General features: G+C 57.2%; 18 protein-coding genes. 12 read left to right on the top strand and 6 right to left on the bottom strand.

The window, feature by feature from the left end; genetic code table 11:
* Positions 1-29: 29 nt before the first annotated feature.
* Positions 30-437, top strand: a complete 408-nt coding sequence (locus ACR0DU_RS12820) for a hypothetical protein (protein WP_480875062.1) — start codon at positions 30-32, stop codon at positions 435-437.
* A gap of 3 nt (positions 438-440) precedes the next feature.
* On the opposite strand, the gene ACR0DU_RS12815 is transcribed toward ACR0DU_RS12820, so the two are convergent.
* Positions 441-944: a protein-tyrosine phosphatase family protein gene (locus ACR0DU_RS12815; RefSeq protein WP_010440915.1), complete on the bottom strand. Its 504-nt coding sequence runs from the start codon at positions 942-944 to the stop codon at positions 441-443.
* A 170-nt stretch (positions 945-1114) separates the two neighbouring features.
* Between ACR0DU_RS12815 and ACR0DU_RS12810 the strand changes: the two genes are divergently transcribed.
* The 3 genes from ACR0DU_RS12810 to recR all read left to right on the top strand — a co-directional run bounded on the left by ACR0DU_RS12810 (position 1115) and on the right by recR (position 4080).
* Positions 1115-2875 (top strand): DNA polymerase III subunit gamma/tau, encoded by a 1761-nt coding sequence (locus ACR0DU_RS12810; RefSeq protein ID WP_480875059.1) that lies wholly within the window; start codon positions 1115-1117, stop codon positions 2873-2875.
* A gap of 202 nt (positions 2876-3077) precedes the next feature.
* Complete coding sequence (locus ACR0DU_RS12805; RefSeq protein ID WP_039539825.1) at positions 3078-3422, top strand: YbaB/EbfC family nucleoid-associated protein; 345 nt, start codon at positions 3078-3080, stop codon at positions 3420-3422.
* 64 nt (positions 3423-3486) lie between these two features.
* Positions 3487-4080: a recombination mediator RecR gene (gene recR, locus ACR0DU_RS12800; RefSeq protein ID WP_480875056.1), complete on the top strand. Its 594-nt coding sequence runs from the start codon at positions 3487-3489 to the stop codon at positions 4078-4080.
* Positions 4081-4102: 22 nt separating this feature from the next.
* Here the strand turns inward: recR and ACR0DU_RS12795 are convergent, their stop codons facing one another.
* Both ACR0DU_RS12795 and ACR0DU_RS12790 read right to left on the bottom strand, forming a co-directional pair.
* Positions 4103-4585 carry an SRPBCC family protein gene (locus tag ACR0DU_RS12795; RefSeq protein ID WP_319545386.1) on the bottom strand — a complete coding sequence of 161 codons (483 nt, stop codon included), beginning with the start codon at positions 4583-4585 and terminating at the stop codon, positions 4103-4105.
* Positions 4578-4916, bottom strand: a complete 339-nt coding sequence (locus tag ACR0DU_RS12790; protein ID WP_260023239.1) for an ArsR/SmtB family transcription factor — start codon at positions 4914-4916, stop codon at positions 4578-4580. The genes ACR0DU_RS12795 and ACR0DU_RS12790 overlap by 8 nt, the downstream gene beginning before the upstream one ends.
* Positions 4917-5065: 149 nt before the next feature.
* Between ACR0DU_RS12790 and ACR0DU_RS12785 the strand changes: the two genes are divergently transcribed.
* Positions 5066-5554: a hypothetical protein gene (locus ACR0DU_RS12785; RefSeq protein WP_170545130.1), complete on the top strand. Its 489-nt coding sequence runs from the start codon at positions 5066-5068 to the stop codon at positions 5552-5554.
* Here the strand turns inward: ACR0DU_RS12785 and ACR0DU_RS12780 are convergent.
* On the bottom strand, positions 5551-6192 hold the full coding sequence (locus ACR0DU_RS12780) for a ribonuclease T2 family protein (protein ID WP_480875052.1): 642 nt from the start codon (positions 6190-6192) through the stop codon (positions 5551-5553). The genes ACR0DU_RS12785 and ACR0DU_RS12780 overlap by 4 nt on opposite strands.
* A 130-nt stretch (positions 6193-6322) precedes the next feature.
* Between ACR0DU_RS12780 and ACR0DU_RS12775 the strand changes: the two genes are divergently transcribed.
* Both ACR0DU_RS12775 and ACR0DU_RS12770 read left to right on the top strand, forming a co-directional pair.
* On the top strand, positions 6323-7084 hold the full coding sequence (locus ACR0DU_RS12775; RefSeq protein ID WP_170476161.1) for a DUF1013 domain-containing protein: 762 nt from the start codon (positions 6323-6325) through the stop codon (positions 7082-7084).
* A 54-nt stretch (positions 7085-7138) separates the two neighbouring features.
* Positions 7139-7528 carry a hypothetical protein gene (locus ACR0DU_RS12770; protein ID WP_319545389.1) on the top strand — a complete coding sequence of 130 codons (390 nt, stop codon included), beginning with the start codon at positions 7139-7141 and terminating at the stop codon, positions 7526-7528.
* Positions 7529-7570: 42 nt separating this feature from the next.
* Here ACR0DU_RS12770 and ACR0DU_RS12765 read toward each other — a convergent pair whose 3' ends face one another.
* Positions 7571-8602, bottom strand: a complete 1032-nt coding sequence (locus ACR0DU_RS12765; RefSeq protein ID WP_480875048.1) for a permease — start codon at positions 8600-8602, stop codon at positions 7571-7573.
* The gene (locus tag ACR0DU_RS12760) at positions 8595-8903 is read right to left on the bottom strand and encodes an ArsR/SmtB family transcription factor (protein ID WP_170476167.1); all 309 of its coding nucleotides are present in this window, start codon (positions 8901-8903) and stop codon (positions 8595-8597) included. Before ACR0DU_RS12760 ends, ACR0DU_RS12765 begins: the two co-directional genes overlap by 8 nt.
* Positions 8904-9028: 125 nt before the next feature.
* Between ACR0DU_RS12760 and pdxR the strand changes: the two genes are divergently transcribed.
* The 5 genes from pdxR (at position 9029) to ACR0DU_RS12735 (ending at position 17008) form a co-directional block, all read left to right on the top strand.
* Complete coding sequence (gene pdxR / locus ACR0DU_RS12755) at positions 9029-10489, top strand: MocR-like pyridoxine biosynthesis transcription factor PdxR (RefSeq protein WP_170476169.1); 1461 nt, start codon at positions 9029-9031, stop codon at positions 10487-10489.
* Positions 10490-10613: 124 nt separating this feature from the next.
* The gene (xsc, locus tag ACR0DU_RS12750) at positions 10614-12389 is read left to right on the top strand and encodes a sulfoacetaldehyde acetyltransferase (RefSeq protein WP_480875045.1); all 1776 of its coding nucleotides are present in this window, start codon (positions 10614-10616) and stop codon (positions 12387-12389) included.
* A 169-nt stretch (positions 12390-12558) separates the two neighbouring features.
* Positions 12559-15375 carry a molybdopterin oxidoreductase family protein gene (locus ACR0DU_RS12745; protein WP_480875042.1) on the top strand — a complete coding sequence of 939 codons (2817 nt, stop codon included), beginning with the start codon at positions 12559-12561 and terminating at the stop codon, positions 15373-15375.
* The gene (locus ACR0DU_RS12740) at positions 15372-16121 is read left to right on the top strand and encodes a 4Fe-4S dicluster domain-containing protein (protein ID WP_010440887.1); all 750 of its coding nucleotides are present in this window, start codon (positions 15372-15374) and stop codon (positions 16119-16121) included. Before ACR0DU_RS12745 ends, ACR0DU_RS12740 begins: the two co-directional genes overlap by 4 nt.
* Entirely contained in the window at positions 16121-17008 is an 888-nt protein-coding gene (locus tag ACR0DU_RS12735) for a dimethyl sulfoxide reductase anchor subunit family protein (protein WP_480875039.1), read from the top strand. The genes ACR0DU_RS12740 and ACR0DU_RS12735 overlap by 1 nt, the downstream gene beginning before the upstream one ends.
* The last annotated feature ends 14 nt before the right edge of the window (positions 17009-17022 follow it).

The following is a 17022-nucleotide window of genomic DNA, read 5'->3' as shown; positions in this document are numbered from 1 at the left end:
TGCCCCTGCCCTGCGCGGAGGGCGCATGAATGATCTGGAAGACCAACACGCATAAATTCTCGGCAACAATTTGCCAACGGACCGGGAAAAACTGCCCCGCTTTGGCACGAATGGCACGGGCACTGGCCACTTCGGTTGGAAAAGCTGGCCCCACGACCACCGCAGGATTCGGAATCGAAGGAAGCTGCGATCTGACTCATTGCGCCAGTGGATGCACCGCCCGATTTCGCTCCGGTCCGGAAGAAACCCGAGTGTTCTGTGATGCCGATTCAGACGTCGCGATCGACCATCTGGACAGCTATGCAGACCTGATGTTTGGCACGGACTCGCGCCCCATCCCTGCAGGCACCTTGTCCCGACCGCCGTGCGCAATGCTGGAAGTGTTAGCCCTGAGCGGAAACACTCGGGCGCAGGCTGAATACCGTCCGTCGGCCTGATCGCTATTCGGCTACCAGGACACTGGCAGGCGCAGTCGCCCAGCGCAGCTGCGCGTCGGTTTCAACTGCACATGGGCGTAAGGCTCGCAACCTTTTCAATGCCTCGTCCGGGTGCTCTCCACACTCGACCATCAAGCGCAATACAGCCATACCAGAGCGGCCACATCCGCCTTTGCAGTGGATTAGTACTCGGCCTCCACCCGACAATGCGTGGCGAGCAGACTCGCTGGCATCCGCCCAGCGCATATCAATGTCGTTGCAGGGTATACCGTAATCCTCGACTGGCAGATGAACCCAGCGACAAGCGCGGCTGCGAACATCGGCCCCAAAATCCCTGGCGCCATCAAGGATCATCTCGACCTCGGTGGTCATTGACAGAATAAGGCCGGGCTTCCATCCGGTAACCGCATCAAGATCACCGGAATAGTCTCCTCCTCGCCCTGGCATTGAGGTTAACGCAAGCGAGCCCCCGCCCACTTGAAGTGCATGGATAACAATCTGAGCCATTCTACGCTCCCCCCGAAACGCTGATCAGAAAATCTTTCTGGCTGGTCTTAGACTGTACGATATTAACCGCGTCGGACGGCAATCCAAAATGAAAATCCTCGCGGCTTGCTGTGGACGCGGGCAGCGGGGGCCTCTACGCTGCGGCGTAACTCGAATCCGACAGAGCAGACATGACCGATACGCCAAGCCCCGCCTACCAGGTTCTTGCCCGCAAATACCGTCCTGAAACCTTTGCCGATCTGGTCGGTCAGGACGCGATGGTACGCACACTGAAAAACGCGTTCGAGGCGGACCGGATCGCCCAGGCCTTTATCATGACCGGCATCCGTGGCACCGGTAAAACAACCACAGCCCGGATCATCGCGAAGGGGATGAATTGCATCGGGCCTGATGGCGAAGGTAAACCCACCACCGAACCCTGCGGTCAGTGCGAGCATTGCGTCGCCATCATGGAAGGCCGCCACGTTGATGTGATGGAGATGGACGCCGCCAGCCGGACTGGTGTGAACGACATCCGTGAAATCATCGACAGTGTCCGCTACCGTGCCGCCAGCGCACGCTACAAGATTTACATTATCGACGAGGTCCACATGCTCTCGACCAGCGCTTTCAACGCGCTGCTCAAGACGCTTGAGGAACCACCCGAGCATGTGAAATTCATCTTCGCCACGACCGAGATCCGCAAGGTCCCGGTCACGGTTTTGTCGCGGTGCCAACGTTTCGATCTGAGGCGGATCGAACCCGAAGATATGATCGGCCTGTTGCGCAAGATCGCTGAATCCGAGAAAGCGCAGATCGCCGATGACGCATTGGCGCTAATCACCCGAGCCGCCGAAGGATCTGCCCGTGACTCAACCTCGCTGTTGGATCAGGCGATTTCGCACGGTGCAGGTGAAACCAGCGCAGATCAGGTGCGCGCTATGCTTGGGCTGGCGGATCGGGGTCGAGTGCTGGACCTGATGGACATGATCCTGCGCGGTGATGCGGCCAGTGCTTTGACCGAACTTAGCGGACAATATGCAGAAGGTGCTGATCCTCTGGCAGTGCTCCGCGATCTGGCTGAAATCACCCATTGGGTTTCGGTGGTCAAAATCACCCCTGATGCCGCCGAAGATCCAACCGTTTCGCCTGACGAGCGCGCCCGAGGCCAACACATGGCCGAAGCGCTGCCAATGCGTGTTCTGACCCGCATGTGGCAAATGCTGCTGAAAGCTCTGGAAGAGGTCTCGGCTGCACCCAACGCCATGATGGCCGCAGAAATGGCTGTGATCCGCCTGACCCATGTGGCCGACTTGCCAAGTCCGGAAGAACTGATCAAGCGCTTAAAGGATGCACCTCCCCCCCCCAATCCCGGGCCGGGTTCGGGTATCGGAGTGCCAGGCCAGGCGAGCGCTGCGCCACAGGCCTCTGCCCGACCGGCCTATACCTCTTCGGCCATCGGTGGGAATGCAGGCGGATCGAGTGCAGCTCTGGCTCAGGACGTACAGGCAGCACTAGCGCGGTATCCCACTTTTGAACATGTGGTTGAATTAATCCGTACCAACCGGGATGTGAAACTGTTGGTCGAGGTCGAAAACGGGGTACGCCTCGTGTCGTACCAACCGGGACGGATCGAATTTACCCCGGCCGACAATGCCCCGACCGATCTGTCTCAACGGTTGGGTGCATCGCTGCAACGCTGGACGGGTAACCGTTGGGCAGTATCGATTGTCTCAGAAGGCGACGCTCCGACAATTGCGGAAGTTCGGGATGCTGCTGATCTGGCTCTCAAAGCCGAAGCGGAAAAGCATCCACTGGTGCAAGCGGTTCTGAGTCATTTCCCGAAAGCGCGGATCAAAAGCATCGAAACAGCCGAGCAACGCGCTGCTCAGGTCGAAACTGAAGCCCTGCCCGAAGTAGATGACGAATGGGATCCGTTCGAGGAAGACTGATCCTGTAAGCGATCTCCTCAATCCAGCCAAGTGCTCCCGTTCCCGCCGCGGCTCCTCGGCTGACGCCGACGATCCTGCCCGGGCCAAACGGGAGGAAAGGTCTTGTCAAAGGTCTTGACGACGGGCGGGAGTGTCCTGACCTCTTGTGTCGCGCGGTTACGCTTCGTATCTAGGCCTCAAATCGAGTGACAGGAGATTACCGATGCTTAAAGGACTCGGCGGCCTGGGTGACATGGCCAAAATGATGAAATCTGCACAGGACTTGCAGACCAAGATGACCGAGATGCAGGAAGAGCTGAACAACCTGATGGTTGTCGGTGAATCGGGCGCCGGCCTGGTTAAAGCCACCGCAACCGCCAAGGGTGAGTTGAAAGGTCTGGATATTGACCCGTCGATCTTCAACGGCGATGACAAGGAAGTGGTCGAGGATCTCATCCTCGCTGCGATCAAGGACGCCCAGACCAAGGCGCAGGAGCGCTCGCAGGCTGAAATGGCCAAGCTGACCGAAAGCATGGGTCTGCCCGCAGACATCAAGCTGCCGTTCTGATACACCCTCCTGACGGATCAATGGCCGGGGCTTACTTACCCGGCCTCTTTGCAGGAGCTTCGCGGTGAGTTCGAACAGCGACATCGACAATCTGATCGACCTTATGGCCAAGCTGCCCGGCCTCGGCCCTCGCTCGGCCCGACGCGCCGTCCTGCACCTCATCCGCAAACGCGCCCTGCTTCTAACGCCGCTTTCAGATGCCATGCAGCAGGTGGCTGTCACTGCCCGTGAATGCCTAAACTGCGGCAATGTGGGCACAACCGATATCTGCGACATCTGCAATAGCGAAGACCGTGCAACCGGGGAACTGTGCGTCGTAGAAGACGTCGCCGACCTCTGGGCGATGGAGCGCGCCGGGGTTTTCAAGGGTCGCTACCATGTTTTGGGCGGCACATTGTCAGCACTAGATGGCGTTGGCCCGGATGAATTGCGTATCCCACGGCTAAAGGATCGGGTTCTGGCTGAGGGTATCACCGAGATCATCCTCGCCCTAAACGCCACCGTTGATGGCCAAACGACCGCACATTACATCGCCGACCAACTCGATGGACAGGTCCGCCTGACGTCCCTAGCGCAGGGCGTCCCGATTGGAGGCGAGTTGGATTACTTGGACGATGGGACGATCACAGCAGCGCTTAGGGCAAGGAAGGAACTTTAGACCGTCAGACCAAGGCGAAGCATCACCTTTCCTTGAGAACAGCATCCAGCTTCTCGAATGCTTGCTTCCATCCGCCTTCGCCTGCACTTCCGGCAGGCACACCCCGATGGACCATGGTCATGCGTGTCCTACCATCCTGTTCGAGAAGATCAATAATCACCTCGGTTATGTCTGGGCTTCCCTCGGGCATCCCCATATCTTTTGGCGAAATAATATTTCCATCCTCGTCACACATGCTCTCGGTATAGACCAACCGGGACGGTTCTGAGATTTCTTTATATACGCCAGTAAACCACATCCTCATGGTGGTATCCGGCGTTTTCATTTCCATACAGACCTTTCGTATACCTCCGACACGCAAATCGATCTCTGCAGTTGGAACTGAGAACCCTTTGGGCCCATACCATTTCTGAAAAAGCGCCGGATCGGTCCACATACGCCAGACCCGGTTCGCCGGAGCCTGGAATTCCTGCACAATTCGCACCCAGTTTTCTGAGTCACTCATCATTCAAATCCTTTATTTCGCTAAGTAGTTTTTCCATCGCTTCAAACCGAACCTCCCAAATATGACGATATTGGTCAGTCCAGTTTGCAATCGATTCCAAAGGCTCCGGGTTTAGTCTGCAGGGTCGGAATTGAGCGTTTCTTGAACGCTCAATCAGCCCGGCCTCTTCCAAAACACGAAGATGTTTAGAGATTGCCGGCATGCTTACATCGAACGGCTCGGCCAGTTCTTTTACTGTTGCTTCTCCTTGTGCCAATCGCGCCAGCATGGCGCGGCGCGCAGGGTGCGCAAGAGCGGCAAATGCAAAATCCAATTTTTTGTCGTCAGTCATAATCCCATTAATAAACCACATAGTTAATTAATCAACTGGTAAAATAAAAGGATGAACCACCCTGCAGTTTGAATCTCTCGAATTCTCTTTGGAAGAGAATGGTTTGCGGTTACTAAGGGTCAGTATCACTTACGATTTGGAATGATCTGATGTCCCGACTTTTTGCCTTGACCCTGGCCGCCTTCAGCGCCACCGCCGCCCTGTCGCAGGAACTCATCGACAAGGGCTTTGTCGAAGGCTGGAACATCATGATGGACCCCAACCTCGGAAACGGGTGCCTGATCCAGACGATCTATCAGGATCTCTCGGTGGTGCGGCTGGGCTATGACGCGCTGGACAATCGTGGGTATTTCACCGTTTACAACAAGGCTTGGGGCGACATCAAACCAGGGCAGAGCTATCCGATCCGGTTTGATCTGGACGGCAAGAGCTTTGATGCCACCGCCATCGGGTTCAAACAGGATCGCGTGCCCGGCGCGACGGTGTTCTTTACCGACCGGAGCTTCGTCACCTCGATTGCGCAGAACAAGACCATGACCGTTTACAACCCAGAGGGTCAGACTGTCATGGCAATTGATCTAAAAGGCACGGCCAAAGCGCTGGAATATGCGCGCGATTGCCAGAACAAAAAGCTTTAACGAATCGGATCAAACACGGCGTCTTTAGCAGTGCAGTCGCGGATAACATCCCGGCCACATGGAACGTGCTTGAGATCGCGGGACAGGCACAGGCGGACCTCTTCGATATATCCCTGCTTGCAGGTGATCGTGATCATGTCTGGTTCCAGATTGGCGTTGGCCTTGAGAAATGCTTCTTCCACCACCGAAGCAGGCAATTTGACCGACGCATCGAGTTTACGAAACACGTCGGGTCGCGTGACGCCTTCATAGGCCATTCGTGACAGCGCAAAATAGTCTGGCGCACTCAAACCCGAGCAGGTTCCGTGCTTTTTCCATTGATGCCATACCAGCCCGGACGAGCCCTGAATGTCCTCCATTTCCCGCGTCATACGGCGTGAAGGCGGAATCTCGACCGTGCGGCAGTAAGAGGGCCAGCCTTGGTGATATTGCGGCCATAGCCCGTGCAGGATCCATCCGTGATCGTGCCGGGCATCGCACTGATCCGATCCTCGCGCATCCCCCTCGCGGGCGCACCAGTTGGGTGACCAGCTGAGCGACAGGACATAGTAGTCGAATTCTCCCGCTTGCTCGCCATCGGCCAGCGCTGCCATCGCGCTGAAGAACCACAATACCAGCCCCAGAATACCTTGGCGCATTCGCCTCTTCCCTTCTTTAGCTGTCGCGACTATATAGGCCCCAAGTTCCCCGACAACGGAAACCTGCCCCAAAGCCTCGGGGCCGCCGCATTCCGGCGACGGGACAGATGTATTTATAGGAGACGGGCTGATGGCAAAACCGCTTATGGCCAAGGCAACCGCCGTATGGCTGGTGGACAACACCACGATCAGCTTCAAGCAGATCGCGGATTTCGTAGGGATGCACGAGTTGGAAGTGCAGGGCATCGCGGATGGTGATGTGGCTGCAGGTGTCAAAGGATTTGACCCGATTGCCAACAACCAGCTCACTCAGGAAGAGATTGATACCGCGCAGAACAATCCGCTGCACAAGCTGAAACTCAAGTTCAACCCGGCGGCTTCAGGCGAAGAAAAACGCCGCGGCCCGCGCTACACACCGCTCTCCAAGCGGCAGGACCGTCCGAACTCGATCCTGTGGCTAGTCAAGTTCCACCCGGAACTCAGCGATGGTCAGATCGCCAAGCTGGTTGGCACCACCAAGCCGACCATCCAGTCGATCCGCGAGCGGACGCACTGGAACATCTCGAACATGCAGCCGATCGATCCGGTTGCTCTGGGCCTGTGCAAACAGTCCGAACTGGATGCCATCGTGCAGAAGGCTGCGGCCAAGAAAGCTGCTGAAGGCGGCGTTATGAGCGATGATGAGCGTCGCAAGCTGGTGTCGACCGAGCAATCTCTGGAAATGGATTCTGCACCAAAGATCCCGACCGCGATTGAAGGCCTAGAGACGTTCTCGCTGTCCGACGAGCCTGAAGACAAAGAAGACGATGAGCCAATCGTTGATGCCGATAGCTTCTTCAACCTGCCCAAAGGTGGCGGCGACGAAGAAGACGAAGACGATCTGCGCCCCTGAGACGCTAACGGCCCCGATACCCAATAATCGGGGTCACATTCCCAAGGGAAACTGATGCTTAGCATTCTGTCAGCAGTTTTTGGACCGCACCGCGCCGTATCGATTTATGTGTTCCTGAAATCCTGGTGGTTGGCGATCACCGGCGCCATCGCAATGATTGCCATCGTTGCAGGCTTATTGTTGCTGAATGACGACGGCAAGCACGAGCACGAAGCGTTTTTAACCGTTGCCGTTTTGTCAGCAACGCCGATCAATGGAGACCTCAAAAACGGGGTTATTGCATCGGTGCGCCTGCCTGATGGTTCGGCAACTTCGATTACGTCTACAGAAAGCCCTATTGCGCGTTCAGTGGGCACTGAGGCCTGCATCGAAAAACGTGTGTACGTGGCGAGCGGTGAGCCGCGATACAGGTTCAAGCTGCCGCGGTATTGCGAAGCAGGTTAGTAAAGCAAAACCGCCCGGTGTCTGCACCGGGCGGTTTTTCATTCAGATCATCTGGAATGCGATGCCTGCGATGATGGCCCCGCTGATGCCCAGCCCCAGATAGGTTGCGAATACGCGAGGTTTGACCAGCGACCACACCGCCGCCATTGCGGGGATTGAGCTGACGGCTCCAGCCACCATGAATGACATCGCTGCACCTGCGCTCATACCCTGTTCCATAAGGCCTGCCAGCAGCGGTGGCGCGACGTAAGAGTTCAGATAGGCCGGCATTCCGACCAATGCTGCGACAACGATTGGAACAACCCCTTCACCGCCGACGACTCTGGCAATCAGGTCCGCTGGAACATAGCTGACCAGCAGTGCTTCGAGCACGTAAGCAAAGGCCAGCCATTTCAGCAGGAATAAACCGTTGTGGACAAACTCAGCCCGAAAACGCGTGCGGCGTTCAGGCTCCTTCCAGAACTGCCATACGGGCTTGTCATCCTTCTTTGGTCCGCATCCACAGCATCCCGTTGGATTGTATTCGCGCAACGGCTGTGCGAAGGCACCACCTCTCATCAGGGCGCGTACGGCGAATCCACCGAACAGCCCCAAGGCAACGGCGGCTACGGCTTTGCCGATCGCAAACGGCCAGCCCAACGCACCAACTGTGATAAGCAATGTCGGCGGGTCGATAAGCGGGGAACTGAGCCAGAATGCCATGACTGCCGACAAGGGCGCACCCAGGGCCAGCAATCCCGCGATGAACGGGATGACTTCGCAGGAACAAAAGGGCGCCAGTCCGCCAAACAAAGCTGCAAGAAAAATCATCCGCGTCTCACGCCCTTCAAACGCGTGGGCTACCATCACTTCAGCTCCGGTTGCCTTGAGGTAGGACAGCAGCAAAACGGCAAACAGGATGTATTGCCCTGTATGCGCAAGTGCCTTACCGGCAAATGTCACGATTTCGGCCCAGTTGCTTGGGTCAAGAACGGCCACCAGCACCAGGATGACCACGATCAGCGCCCACGGCGTTTTGATCAGACTGACCAGATTTCTCGCCGAGGGTTTGGGGTTTTGGGTCAACTCAGCCATCGTTCGCGGCCTTTTCCACCTCATCTGCACAGCACTCGCTGAGGATGAACTGTGCGAGATTTCTCAACTCATCAAAGCACGCCCGATTGATTGTAGTGCGCCCGATCTTTTCTTGTTCAACAACACCACCAGCAGCGAGAAACCGCAGATGATGCGCCAATGTCGACGGCGCGATGCCCGTGCGAGACTGGATTTCTCCGACAGTCAGCCCGGTCTCGCCGGCACGCACCAACGTTTTCAGAACTTTCAGCCGGGCTTCGGACCCCATGGCCGAGAAACCGGCAGCGGCTTCTTCCCACATAAGCTTTCTCCATATAACTAGATTTCTAGTTATATAGTTCAATAACCAACCAACATCAACCAAACAGATGCGAACGGCCATAAGTCCAGATTGCTTCCACCTTAAGTCCAGCCTATAACGACGCCATGGGCATTTCGGTCGACACGTTCTTTCTTGAGCGCAACGGGCAAGGCACGTTGCAGGCGCAGCTTCAGCAGCTGATCGCCGAAGGCATTCTTTCAGGGCGCTTTCATGTTGGTGAGAAACTGCCCTCGTCCCGCAAACTTGCGGCTCATCTGGGTGTCAGCCGGATTACCGTTACACTTGCTTACACTGAGCTTCTGGCAAACGATTATCTGACCGCTAAAGGCCGGTCGGGATACTATGTGTCGGAAAACGCTCCGGTGCCGCCAACCTACGCCCCGGTTCGGCGTGACAACGAGAATGTAGACTGGGACCGTGCCTTTGCCCGCCGTTTTTCGGATGGCGATGTATTAACCAAGCCCAGCAACTGGCGCGACTACCGCTATCCGTTCATCTATGGTCAGGTCGACAGAAAACTGTTCGACCACGCAAACTGGCGCCTCTGTGCAGTAAGGGCGCTTGGACACAAAGATTTCCATTCATTGACCGGGGACTATGTCGACCAGGATGATCCTCTGCTACTTGAATTCATTGCAAGACACACTCTGCCACGCAGAGGCATCGTGGCTCGGCCCGAGGAAATCCTGATCACTCTGGGTGCTCAGAACGCACTTTGGCTGGCCTCGCGCATTTTGCTTAACCGAAATCGAAGAGCCGCGATTGAGGATCCCTGCTATTACGCCTTGCGTGATCTTCTGATCCACTCAGACTGCCAGCTATCCTATCTGAAGGTTGATCGTGAGGGTTTGCTCCCAGATACGATACCGGATGATACTGACGTAATTTTCACCACTCCCAGCCACCAGTGCCCTACCACCGCAACGATGCCGGTTGATCGCCGCAATGCCCTGTTGAGCCGCGCCCGGGAATTGGACGCAATGATTGTCGAGGATGACTATGAGTTCGAGATGTCATTTCTGGGTGCACCGTCGCCAGCGCTGCGATCGATGGATCGGGACGGGCGGGTGATCTATGTAGGCAGCTTCTCAAAATCTCTGTTTCCGGGGCTTCGTCTGGGCTACATGGTCGGTTCCGAGCCCTTTATCCGCGAAGCCCGGGCACTCCGGTCACTCGTGTTGCGCCACCCTCCTGGCCACATGCAGCGCACAGCAGCCTATTTTCTGTCGCTCGGTCACTACGACGCGCAGATCAGGCGTATGTCCAAAACACTGCAACGCCGACGAGAAGCAATTGAAGAAGCGATCAAGCAGTATGGCCTGACAGTGGCAGGTCGCGGCATGCTTGGCGGCTCTTCGATCTGGATGCAGGCACCAGAACGTATCGACACGACGAAACTGGCAAGCGATCTGCAGCGTCAAAGCGTCCACATTGAACCGGGCGAGCCATTCTTTTCCGGCCCGAACCGACCGCAGAACTACTATCGATTGGGGTATTCCGCAATTTCGTCAGCGCGCATCGGACCCGGCATCCAGCAAATCGCTGAGACTATTCGTCAGTCTTGAGGCGTACTGGACCTAAGTCACCACCAGTTCTGGCCCTAACGCCACAGACACCCGTACGCCAAAACCGACCAGAAAACCGGGTCCCTAACCCCGGTCCCGCCATCTATGATCGGAGATTACGCAGATGAAGATGACCACCGAAGAAGCCTTTGTAAAAACCCTGCAGATGCATGGCATCGAACATGCGTTCGGAATCATCGGTTCTGCGATGATGCCAATTTCTGACATTTTTGAGAAAGCTGGTATCACTTTTTGGGATTGCGCGCACGAAGGTTCGGGCGGAATGATGGCTGATGGCTACACCCGCGCGACCGGCAAAATGTCGATGATGATCGCCCAGAACGGCCCCGGCATCACCAACTTTGTCACCGCTGTTAAGACTGCTTACTGGAACCACACCCCGCTGCTGCTGGTCACCCCGCAGGCCGCCAACAAGACCATGGGTCAGGGCGGTTTCCAGGAGATGGAGCAGATGCGCATGTTCGCCGACTGCGTTTGCTATCAGGAAGAAGTGCGCGACCCAAGCCGTATGGCCGAAGTGCTGAGCCGCGTCATCATGAACGCCAAACGCGCGTCGGCCCCTGCGCAGATAAACGTCCCGCGCGACTTCTTCACTCAGGTCATCGACATCGATCTGCCTGCTGTTGTTGAATTCGAGCTGCCTTCGGGTGGCGCAACGGCTGTGTCCGAAGCTGCCGCGCTGCTGTCGAACGCAAAGAACCCTGTCATCCTGAACGGTGCAGGCACGGTTCTGTCGAATGGTGGCATCGAAGCGTCGAAAGCACTGGCCGAGCGTCTGGACGCTCCGGTTTGCGTTGGTTACCAGCACAACGACGCCTTCCCCGGCTCGCACCCGCTTTTCGCTGGCCCGCTGGGCTATAACGGCTCGAAAGCCGGTATGCAGTTGATCAAGGAAGCAGACGTTGTTCTGTGCCTCGGCACCCGCCTGAACCCGTTCTCGACCCTGCCGGGTTACGGCATGGAGTACTGGCCGGTAGACGCGAAGATCATTCAGGTCGACATCAACCCTGACCGTATCGGCCTGACCAAGAAGGTCTCGGTTGGTATCGTGGGCGATGCGGCAACTGTTGCCACCAACATTCTGAATCAGCTGTCTGATACAGCCGGTGACGAAGGTCGTGATGCGCGCAAAGCGAAGATCGCAGAAACCAAATCGCGTTGGGCACAAGAACTGACCTCGATGGATCACGAGCAGGACGATCCGGGCACCACCTGGAACGAACGTGCCCGTGCTGCCAAGCCGGATTGGCTGAGCCCCCGTAAAGCATGGCGCGCAATCCAGTCCGCTCTGCCAAAAGAGGCGATCATCTCGTCCGACATCGGCAACAACTGCGCCATCGGCAACGCCTACCCTTCATTCGAAGAAGGCCGCAAATATCTGGCCCCCGGCCTGTTCGGCCCCTGTGGCTATGGTCTGCCTTCGGTCATCGGCGCCAAGATCGGCTGCCCTGATGTACCTGTTGTCGGTTTCTCGGGTGATGGTGCCTTCGGCATCGCAGTTACCGAACTGACCGCCATCGGCCGCGAAGAATGGCCCGCCATCACGCAGGTTGTGTTCCGCAACTATCAGTGGGGTGCGGAAAAGCGTAACTCAACCCTGTGGTTCGATGACAACTTCGTCGGCACAGAGCTGGACACCAAAGTGTCTTATGCTGGCATCGCCAATGCGTGCGGCCTGAAAGGCGTCATCGCACGCACTCAGGACGAGTTAACCGCTGCGCTGAGCCAGGCGGTCGAAGACCAGAAGAACGGCATCACCACACTGATCGAAGCAATGATCAACCAGGAACTGGGTGAACCCTTCCGCCGTGATGCGATGAAGAAGCCAGTTGAAGTTGCCGGAATCGACGCGGCCGACATGCGACCACAGCAGGTTTGATCGCTGTAAAATCAAAGTCCGGACCGGGTTCAACCGGTCCGTCAAACAAAAGCAGAGGAAGAGGCTTTCGCGCTCTCTTCCTCTGAGTGGTTAAGCCCCGCGTTCCTACGCCCCAGAGCGTCCAACACGCGCAGGCACCAAGGCGATTCGCCACAGGGAGAGAGATAACGTGAACCAACAACCAAACCTCAACCTATCCCCGCCTGTGTCAGATGAGATTCGCCGCACCACCTGCTACATGTGCGCCTGCCGCTGCGGTATCAACGTGCACATGAAGGATGGAAAGGTCGCCTATATTGAAGGCAACCGGGATCATCCGGTGAACAAAGGGGTGCTTTGCGCCAAAGGCAGCGCAGGGATCATGCAGGTGAACGCACCGTCGCGGCTGCGCGCACCACTGAAACGGGTAGGGCCGCGCGGTTCGGGTGAGTTCGAGGAAATCAGCTGGGATGAGGCGCTGGAGATCGCTGTCGGTTGGCTAAAACCGATCCGCGAAGACAATCCCGAGAAACTGGCCTTTTTCACGGGCCGCGACCAAAGCCAGAGCTTCACCAGCTTCTGGGCGCAAAACTTCGGTACCTGCAACTACGCGGCGCACGGCGGGTTCTGCTCGGTGAACATGGCAGCCGGTGGCATCTACACGATGGGCGGTGCATTTTGGGAGTTTGGTCAGCCCGACTGGGATCACACCAAGCTGTTCATGCTGTTTGGTGTTGCAGAAGACCACGACTCAAACCCCATCAAGATGGGCATCGGCAAAATCAAGGCCCGCGGCGCGCGTGTGATCGGGGTCAACCCAATCCGCAGTGGCTATAACGCCGTTGCAGATGACTGGGTTGGAATCACACCCGGAACCGACGGCCTGTTCATCATGTCGCTGATCCATGTGCTGATGAAGGCTGGTAAAATTGATTTGGATTACCTCAGTCGCTACACCAACGCACCGGTCTTGATCAACGCATCCGAAGGCCCGGAAAAAGGTCTGTTCCTGAAAGACGACGACGGCAAACCGCTGGTCATTGATCGCAAAACCGGCGAGTTGACAGCGTTCGACAAACCGGGCGTGCGGCCTGATCTCTCGGCAACCTACGAGAAAGATGGGGTCACGCACCGTCCGGTTTTCCACCAGATGGCCGAACGCTATCTGGCAGACGAATACGCACCCGAGGCAATCGCCGATAAATGCGGCGTACCAGCGAACCGTATTCGAGCGATCGCAGCCGAACTGGCCCGCGTGGCCTTTGATGAAGCCTTCGAACTGGACCATGAATGGACCGATTTCCGGGGCGAGAAACACTCGAAGATGATCGGTCGCCCCGTCGCGATGCACTCGATGCGCGGCGTCTCGGCCCACGCGAACGGCTTCCAGACCTGCCGCGCCCTGCATGTGTTGCAGATCCTGCTTGGGACCGTCGAAGTCCCCGGCGGTTTCCGCTTCAAGCCACCCTACCCCAAGCCGGTCGAAGCGCATCCGACCCCGCATTGTAAGGTGACGCCGAATACACCCCTGGACGGGCCGCATCTGGGATTTGTCCGCGGCCCCGAGCATCTCGCGCTTAAAGAAGACGGCAGCCCAGCGCGGATCGACAAAGCGTTTACATGGGAAAACCCGATGTCCAGCCACGGGCTGATGCATATGGTGATCTCGAACGCCCATGCGGGCGATCCCTACAAGATCGACACGCTGTTCATGTATATGGCCAACATGTCCTGGAATTCGACCATGAACACCAAAGGTGTCATGGAGATGCTGACAGACAAGGATGAGAACGGCGAATACGTGATCCCGCATATCATCTATTCCGACGCCTACAGCTCGGAAATGGTGGCTTACGCTGACCTGATCCTGCCCGACACCACCTATCTGGAACGCCACGACTGTATCTCGCTGCTGGACCGCCCGATCTGCGAAGCCGAGGCCGCCGCAGATGCGATCCGCTGGCCCGTGATCGAACCCGATCGCGATGTGCGCGGCTTCCAGTCGGTTTTGATTGATCTCGCCAATCGCATGGGCCTGCCTGGCTTTACCAACGAGGACGGCAGCGCCAAGTGGACGGATTACGCCGACTACATTGTGAATCACGAGCGCAAACCTGGCATCGGGCCTTTGGCCGGTTTCCGGGGCGAAAACGGCGACAAGGAAGGCCGTGGTGAGGTCAACCCGGACCAGTTGGACCGCTATATCGAAAACGGTGGTTTCTATATCGCGCATATACCCGACGGTGCCGACTACTATAAGCCGTGGAACAATGCCTATCAGGATTGGGCTGTTGGCATGGGCATATATGACAGCCCGCAGCCTTATCTGTTCCAGCTCTATTCCGAACCCATGCGAAAGTTCCAGCTGGCAGCCGAAGGTCATGGCGAACGGCAACCACCCGAACACCTGCGCCAGCGCATTAAAGACACGATGGACCCGCTACCGATCTGGTACGAGACCGACCAGACCGGCAATGAAGGCTTCACCGTCAACGCCCTGACGCAGCGCCCCATGGCGATGTACCACAGCTGGGGCACCCAAAACGCATGGCTGCGGCAATTGCACGGGCGTAACCCACTTTACGTCCCGACCAAGCTTATGCGTGAACATGGGCTGGAAGACGGCGACTGGGCTAAAGTCAGCTCTCCGCATGGTGAGATCACCGTGCCGGTCATGGAAATGGCAGCACTGAATGACAATACCGTGTGGACTTGGAACGCCATCGGGAAGCGCAAAGGCGCTTGGGCACTTCAGGAAGATGCGCCTGAGGCCACAAAGGGCTTTCTGCTCAACCACTTGATCCACGAGTTGCTGCCACCGAAGGGTGACGGTCTGCGCTGGGCAAACTCTGATCCGATCACCGGTCAGGCTGCGTGGTTCGATCTGAAGGTAAAGATCGAAAAAGCCGCCGCTCCAAGCGACTCCGAGAGCCAACCCGAGTTCGATCCGATTAAATCCCCGGTTGGCACCGGCCCCAAAAACCTGGCGTGGAAGGTAGGAAAATGACCCGACTCCCCACATCTACCGACCGCAAAATGGGTCTTGTCATCGATTTGGACACCTGCGTCGGATGCCATGCCTGTGTGATCTCTTGCAAAGGCTGGAACACCGAAAATTATGGCGCACCTCTTTCCGATCAGGATGCGTATGGCGCAAACCCCTCGGGTACTTTCCTCAACCGCGTACATTCCTACGAGGTGCAGCCAGCGGAAGGGCACGCCCAACTGATCCACTTCCCCAAATCGTGCCTGCATTGCGAAGACGCGCCCTGCGTCACGGTCTGCCCTACTGGCGCCAGCTATAAGCGGGCTGAGGACGGTATCGTTCTCGTTAACGAAAGCGACTGTATCGGCTGTGGCCTTTGCGCCTGGTCATGCCCCTATGGTGCACGCGAATTGGATCAAGCCGAAGGCGTGATGAAGAAATGCACCCTTTGCGTCGATCGGATCTACAACGAGAACCTGCCCGAAGTGGATCGTGTACCCTCTTGCGTGCGCACTTGCCCGGCGGGCGCGCGTCATTTTGGAGACCTCGGGGATCCCGACAGCGATGTTAGCAAGCTGGTCGCCGAACGCGACGGTATGGACCTGATGCCCGAAATGGGCACCAAACCCGTCAATAAATATCTGCCACCCCGACCCAAGGACAAGATTGAGGAGCAGATCGACATTCTGGCCCCTCTGCTGGCCCCGGTCGCCGAAGAACCCAAGGGCTTCCTCGGCTGGCTCGACAAGACCCTGGAGAAGCTCTGATGCACCCGGCCCCTTCCGTTATCATCTTTACCACCCTGTCCGGCCTCGGCTTTGGATTGCTGTTCTTCCTGGGGCTCGGCATACCCGATGTCTCGGGCATCACCGCTTTCGTGTTTTTCGCTATCAGCTTTGCGCTGGCCGTCGGTGGGCTGCTGGCCTCCACTTTCCACCTCGGCCACCCGGAAAGGGCATGGAAAGCCTTTAGCCAGTGGAAAACAAGTTGGCTCAGCCGAGAAGGCGTCTGCGCCGTTGCAGCTTTGTCGGTGATGGGGCTTTATGCCATCGGCGTGATATTCCTTGGGCAGCAATGGACGCTTCTCGGGGTTGTCGGCTCCATCCTTAGTCTCGCAACGGTCTTCACGACCTCGATGATTTACACCCAGCTCAAAACCATCCCGCGCTGGAATATGTGGGCGACCCCAGCGATGTTCATCACTTTCAGCCTTGCCGGCGGCGCGTTGCTGGCTGGTGCGGAAAGTACTGCACCCACGCTGCTGGTCGTCGCCGCCATTGTGCAACTGATTTACTGGGTCATGGGCGACAATGCGTTTCAAAACGCTGGTACCGATCTGGGCACCGCAACCGGCCTTGGCAATCGTGGCACGGTGCGTGCGTTCGAGCCGCCACATACCGGTACAAACTATCTGCTGCGGGAATTCGTACATGTGGTCGGGCGCAAACACGCGCAAAAGCTGCGGGCCATCTCTTTCGCGCTGGCCTTCGTGTTGCCGATCCTGCTGCTTATCCTTCCAGCAGATGGCGTTGTCCTGAAACACATCCTGGCTTTGTTTGCTGTCATGTCACATCTGACCGGCGTCGCGGTTTCACGCTGGTTGTTCTTTGCGCAAGCAGAGCATGTGGTTGGGTTGTACTACGGCAAGCGCTGATGGGGGCTCTGCCC

The sequence above is a fragment of the Ruegeria sp. G2 genome, from assembly GCF_056533505.1.
The sequence above is the reverse complement of the archived record's forward strand: the minus strand, read 5'-3'. Positions and strand labels throughout refer to the sequence as shown.

Coding starts and splice junctions, on each gene's coding strand:
- ACR0DU_RS12820 (WP_480875062.1), top strand. CDS start 30: ATGATCTGGAAGACCAACACGCATAAATTCTCGGCAACAATTTGCCAA.
- ACR0DU_RS12815 (WP_010440915.1), bottom strand. CDS start 944: ATGGCTCAGATTGTTATCCATGCACTTCAAGTGGGCGGGGGCTCGCTT.
- ACR0DU_RS12810 (WP_480875059.1), top strand. CDS start 1,115: ATGACCGATACGCCAAGCCCCGCCTACCAGGTTCTTGCCCGCAAATAC.
- ACR0DU_RS12805 (WP_039539825.1), top strand. CDS start 3,078: ATGCTTAAAGGACTCGGCGGCCTGGGTGACATGGCCAAAATGATGAAA.
- ACR0DU_RS12795 (WP_319545386.1), bottom strand. CDS start 4,585: ATGAGTGACTCAGAAAACTGGGTGCGAATTGTGCAGGAATTCCAGGCT.
- ACR0DU_RS12790 (WP_260023239.1), bottom strand. CDS start 4,916: ATGACTGACGACAAAAAATTGGATTTTGCATTTGCCGCTCTTGCGCAC.
- ACR0DU_RS12785 (WP_170545130.1), top strand. CDS start 5,066: ATGTCCCGACTTTTTGCCTTGACCCTGGCCGCCTTCAGCGCCACCGCC.
- ACR0DU_RS12780 (WP_480875052.1), bottom strand. CDS start 6,192: ATGCGCCAAGGTATTCTGGGGCTGGTATTGTGGTTCTTCAGCGCGATG.
- ACR0DU_RS12775 (WP_170476161.1), top strand. CDS start 6,323: ATGGCAAAACCGCTTATGGCCAAGGCAACCGCCGTATGGCTGGTGGAC.
- ACR0DU_RS12770 (WP_319545389.1), top strand. CDS start 7,139: ATGCTTAGCATTCTGTCAGCAGTTTTTGGACCGCACCGCGCCGTATCG.
- ACR0DU_RS12765 (WP_480875048.1), bottom strand. CDS start 8,602: ATGGCTGAGTTGACCCAAAACCCCAAACCCTCGGCGAGAAATCTGGTC.
- ACR0DU_RS12760 (WP_170476167.1), bottom strand. CDS start 8,903: ATGTGGGAAGAAGCCGCTGCCGGTTTCTCGGCCATGGGGTCCGAAGCC.
- pdxR (WP_170476169.1), top strand. CDS start 9,029: ATGGGCATTTCGGTCGACACGTTCTTTCTTGAGCGCAACGGGCAAGGC.
- xsc (WP_480875045.1), top strand. CDS start 10,614: ATGAAGATGACCACCGAAGAAGCCTTTGTAAAAACCCTGCAGATGCAT.
- ACR0DU_RS12740 (WP_010440887.1), top strand. CDS start 15,372: ATGACCCGACTCCCCACATCTACCGACCGCAAAATGGGTCTTGTCATC.
- ACR0DU_RS12735 (WP_480875039.1), top strand. CDS start 16,121: ATGCACCCGGCCCCTTCCGTTATCATCTTTACCACCCTGTCCGGCCTC.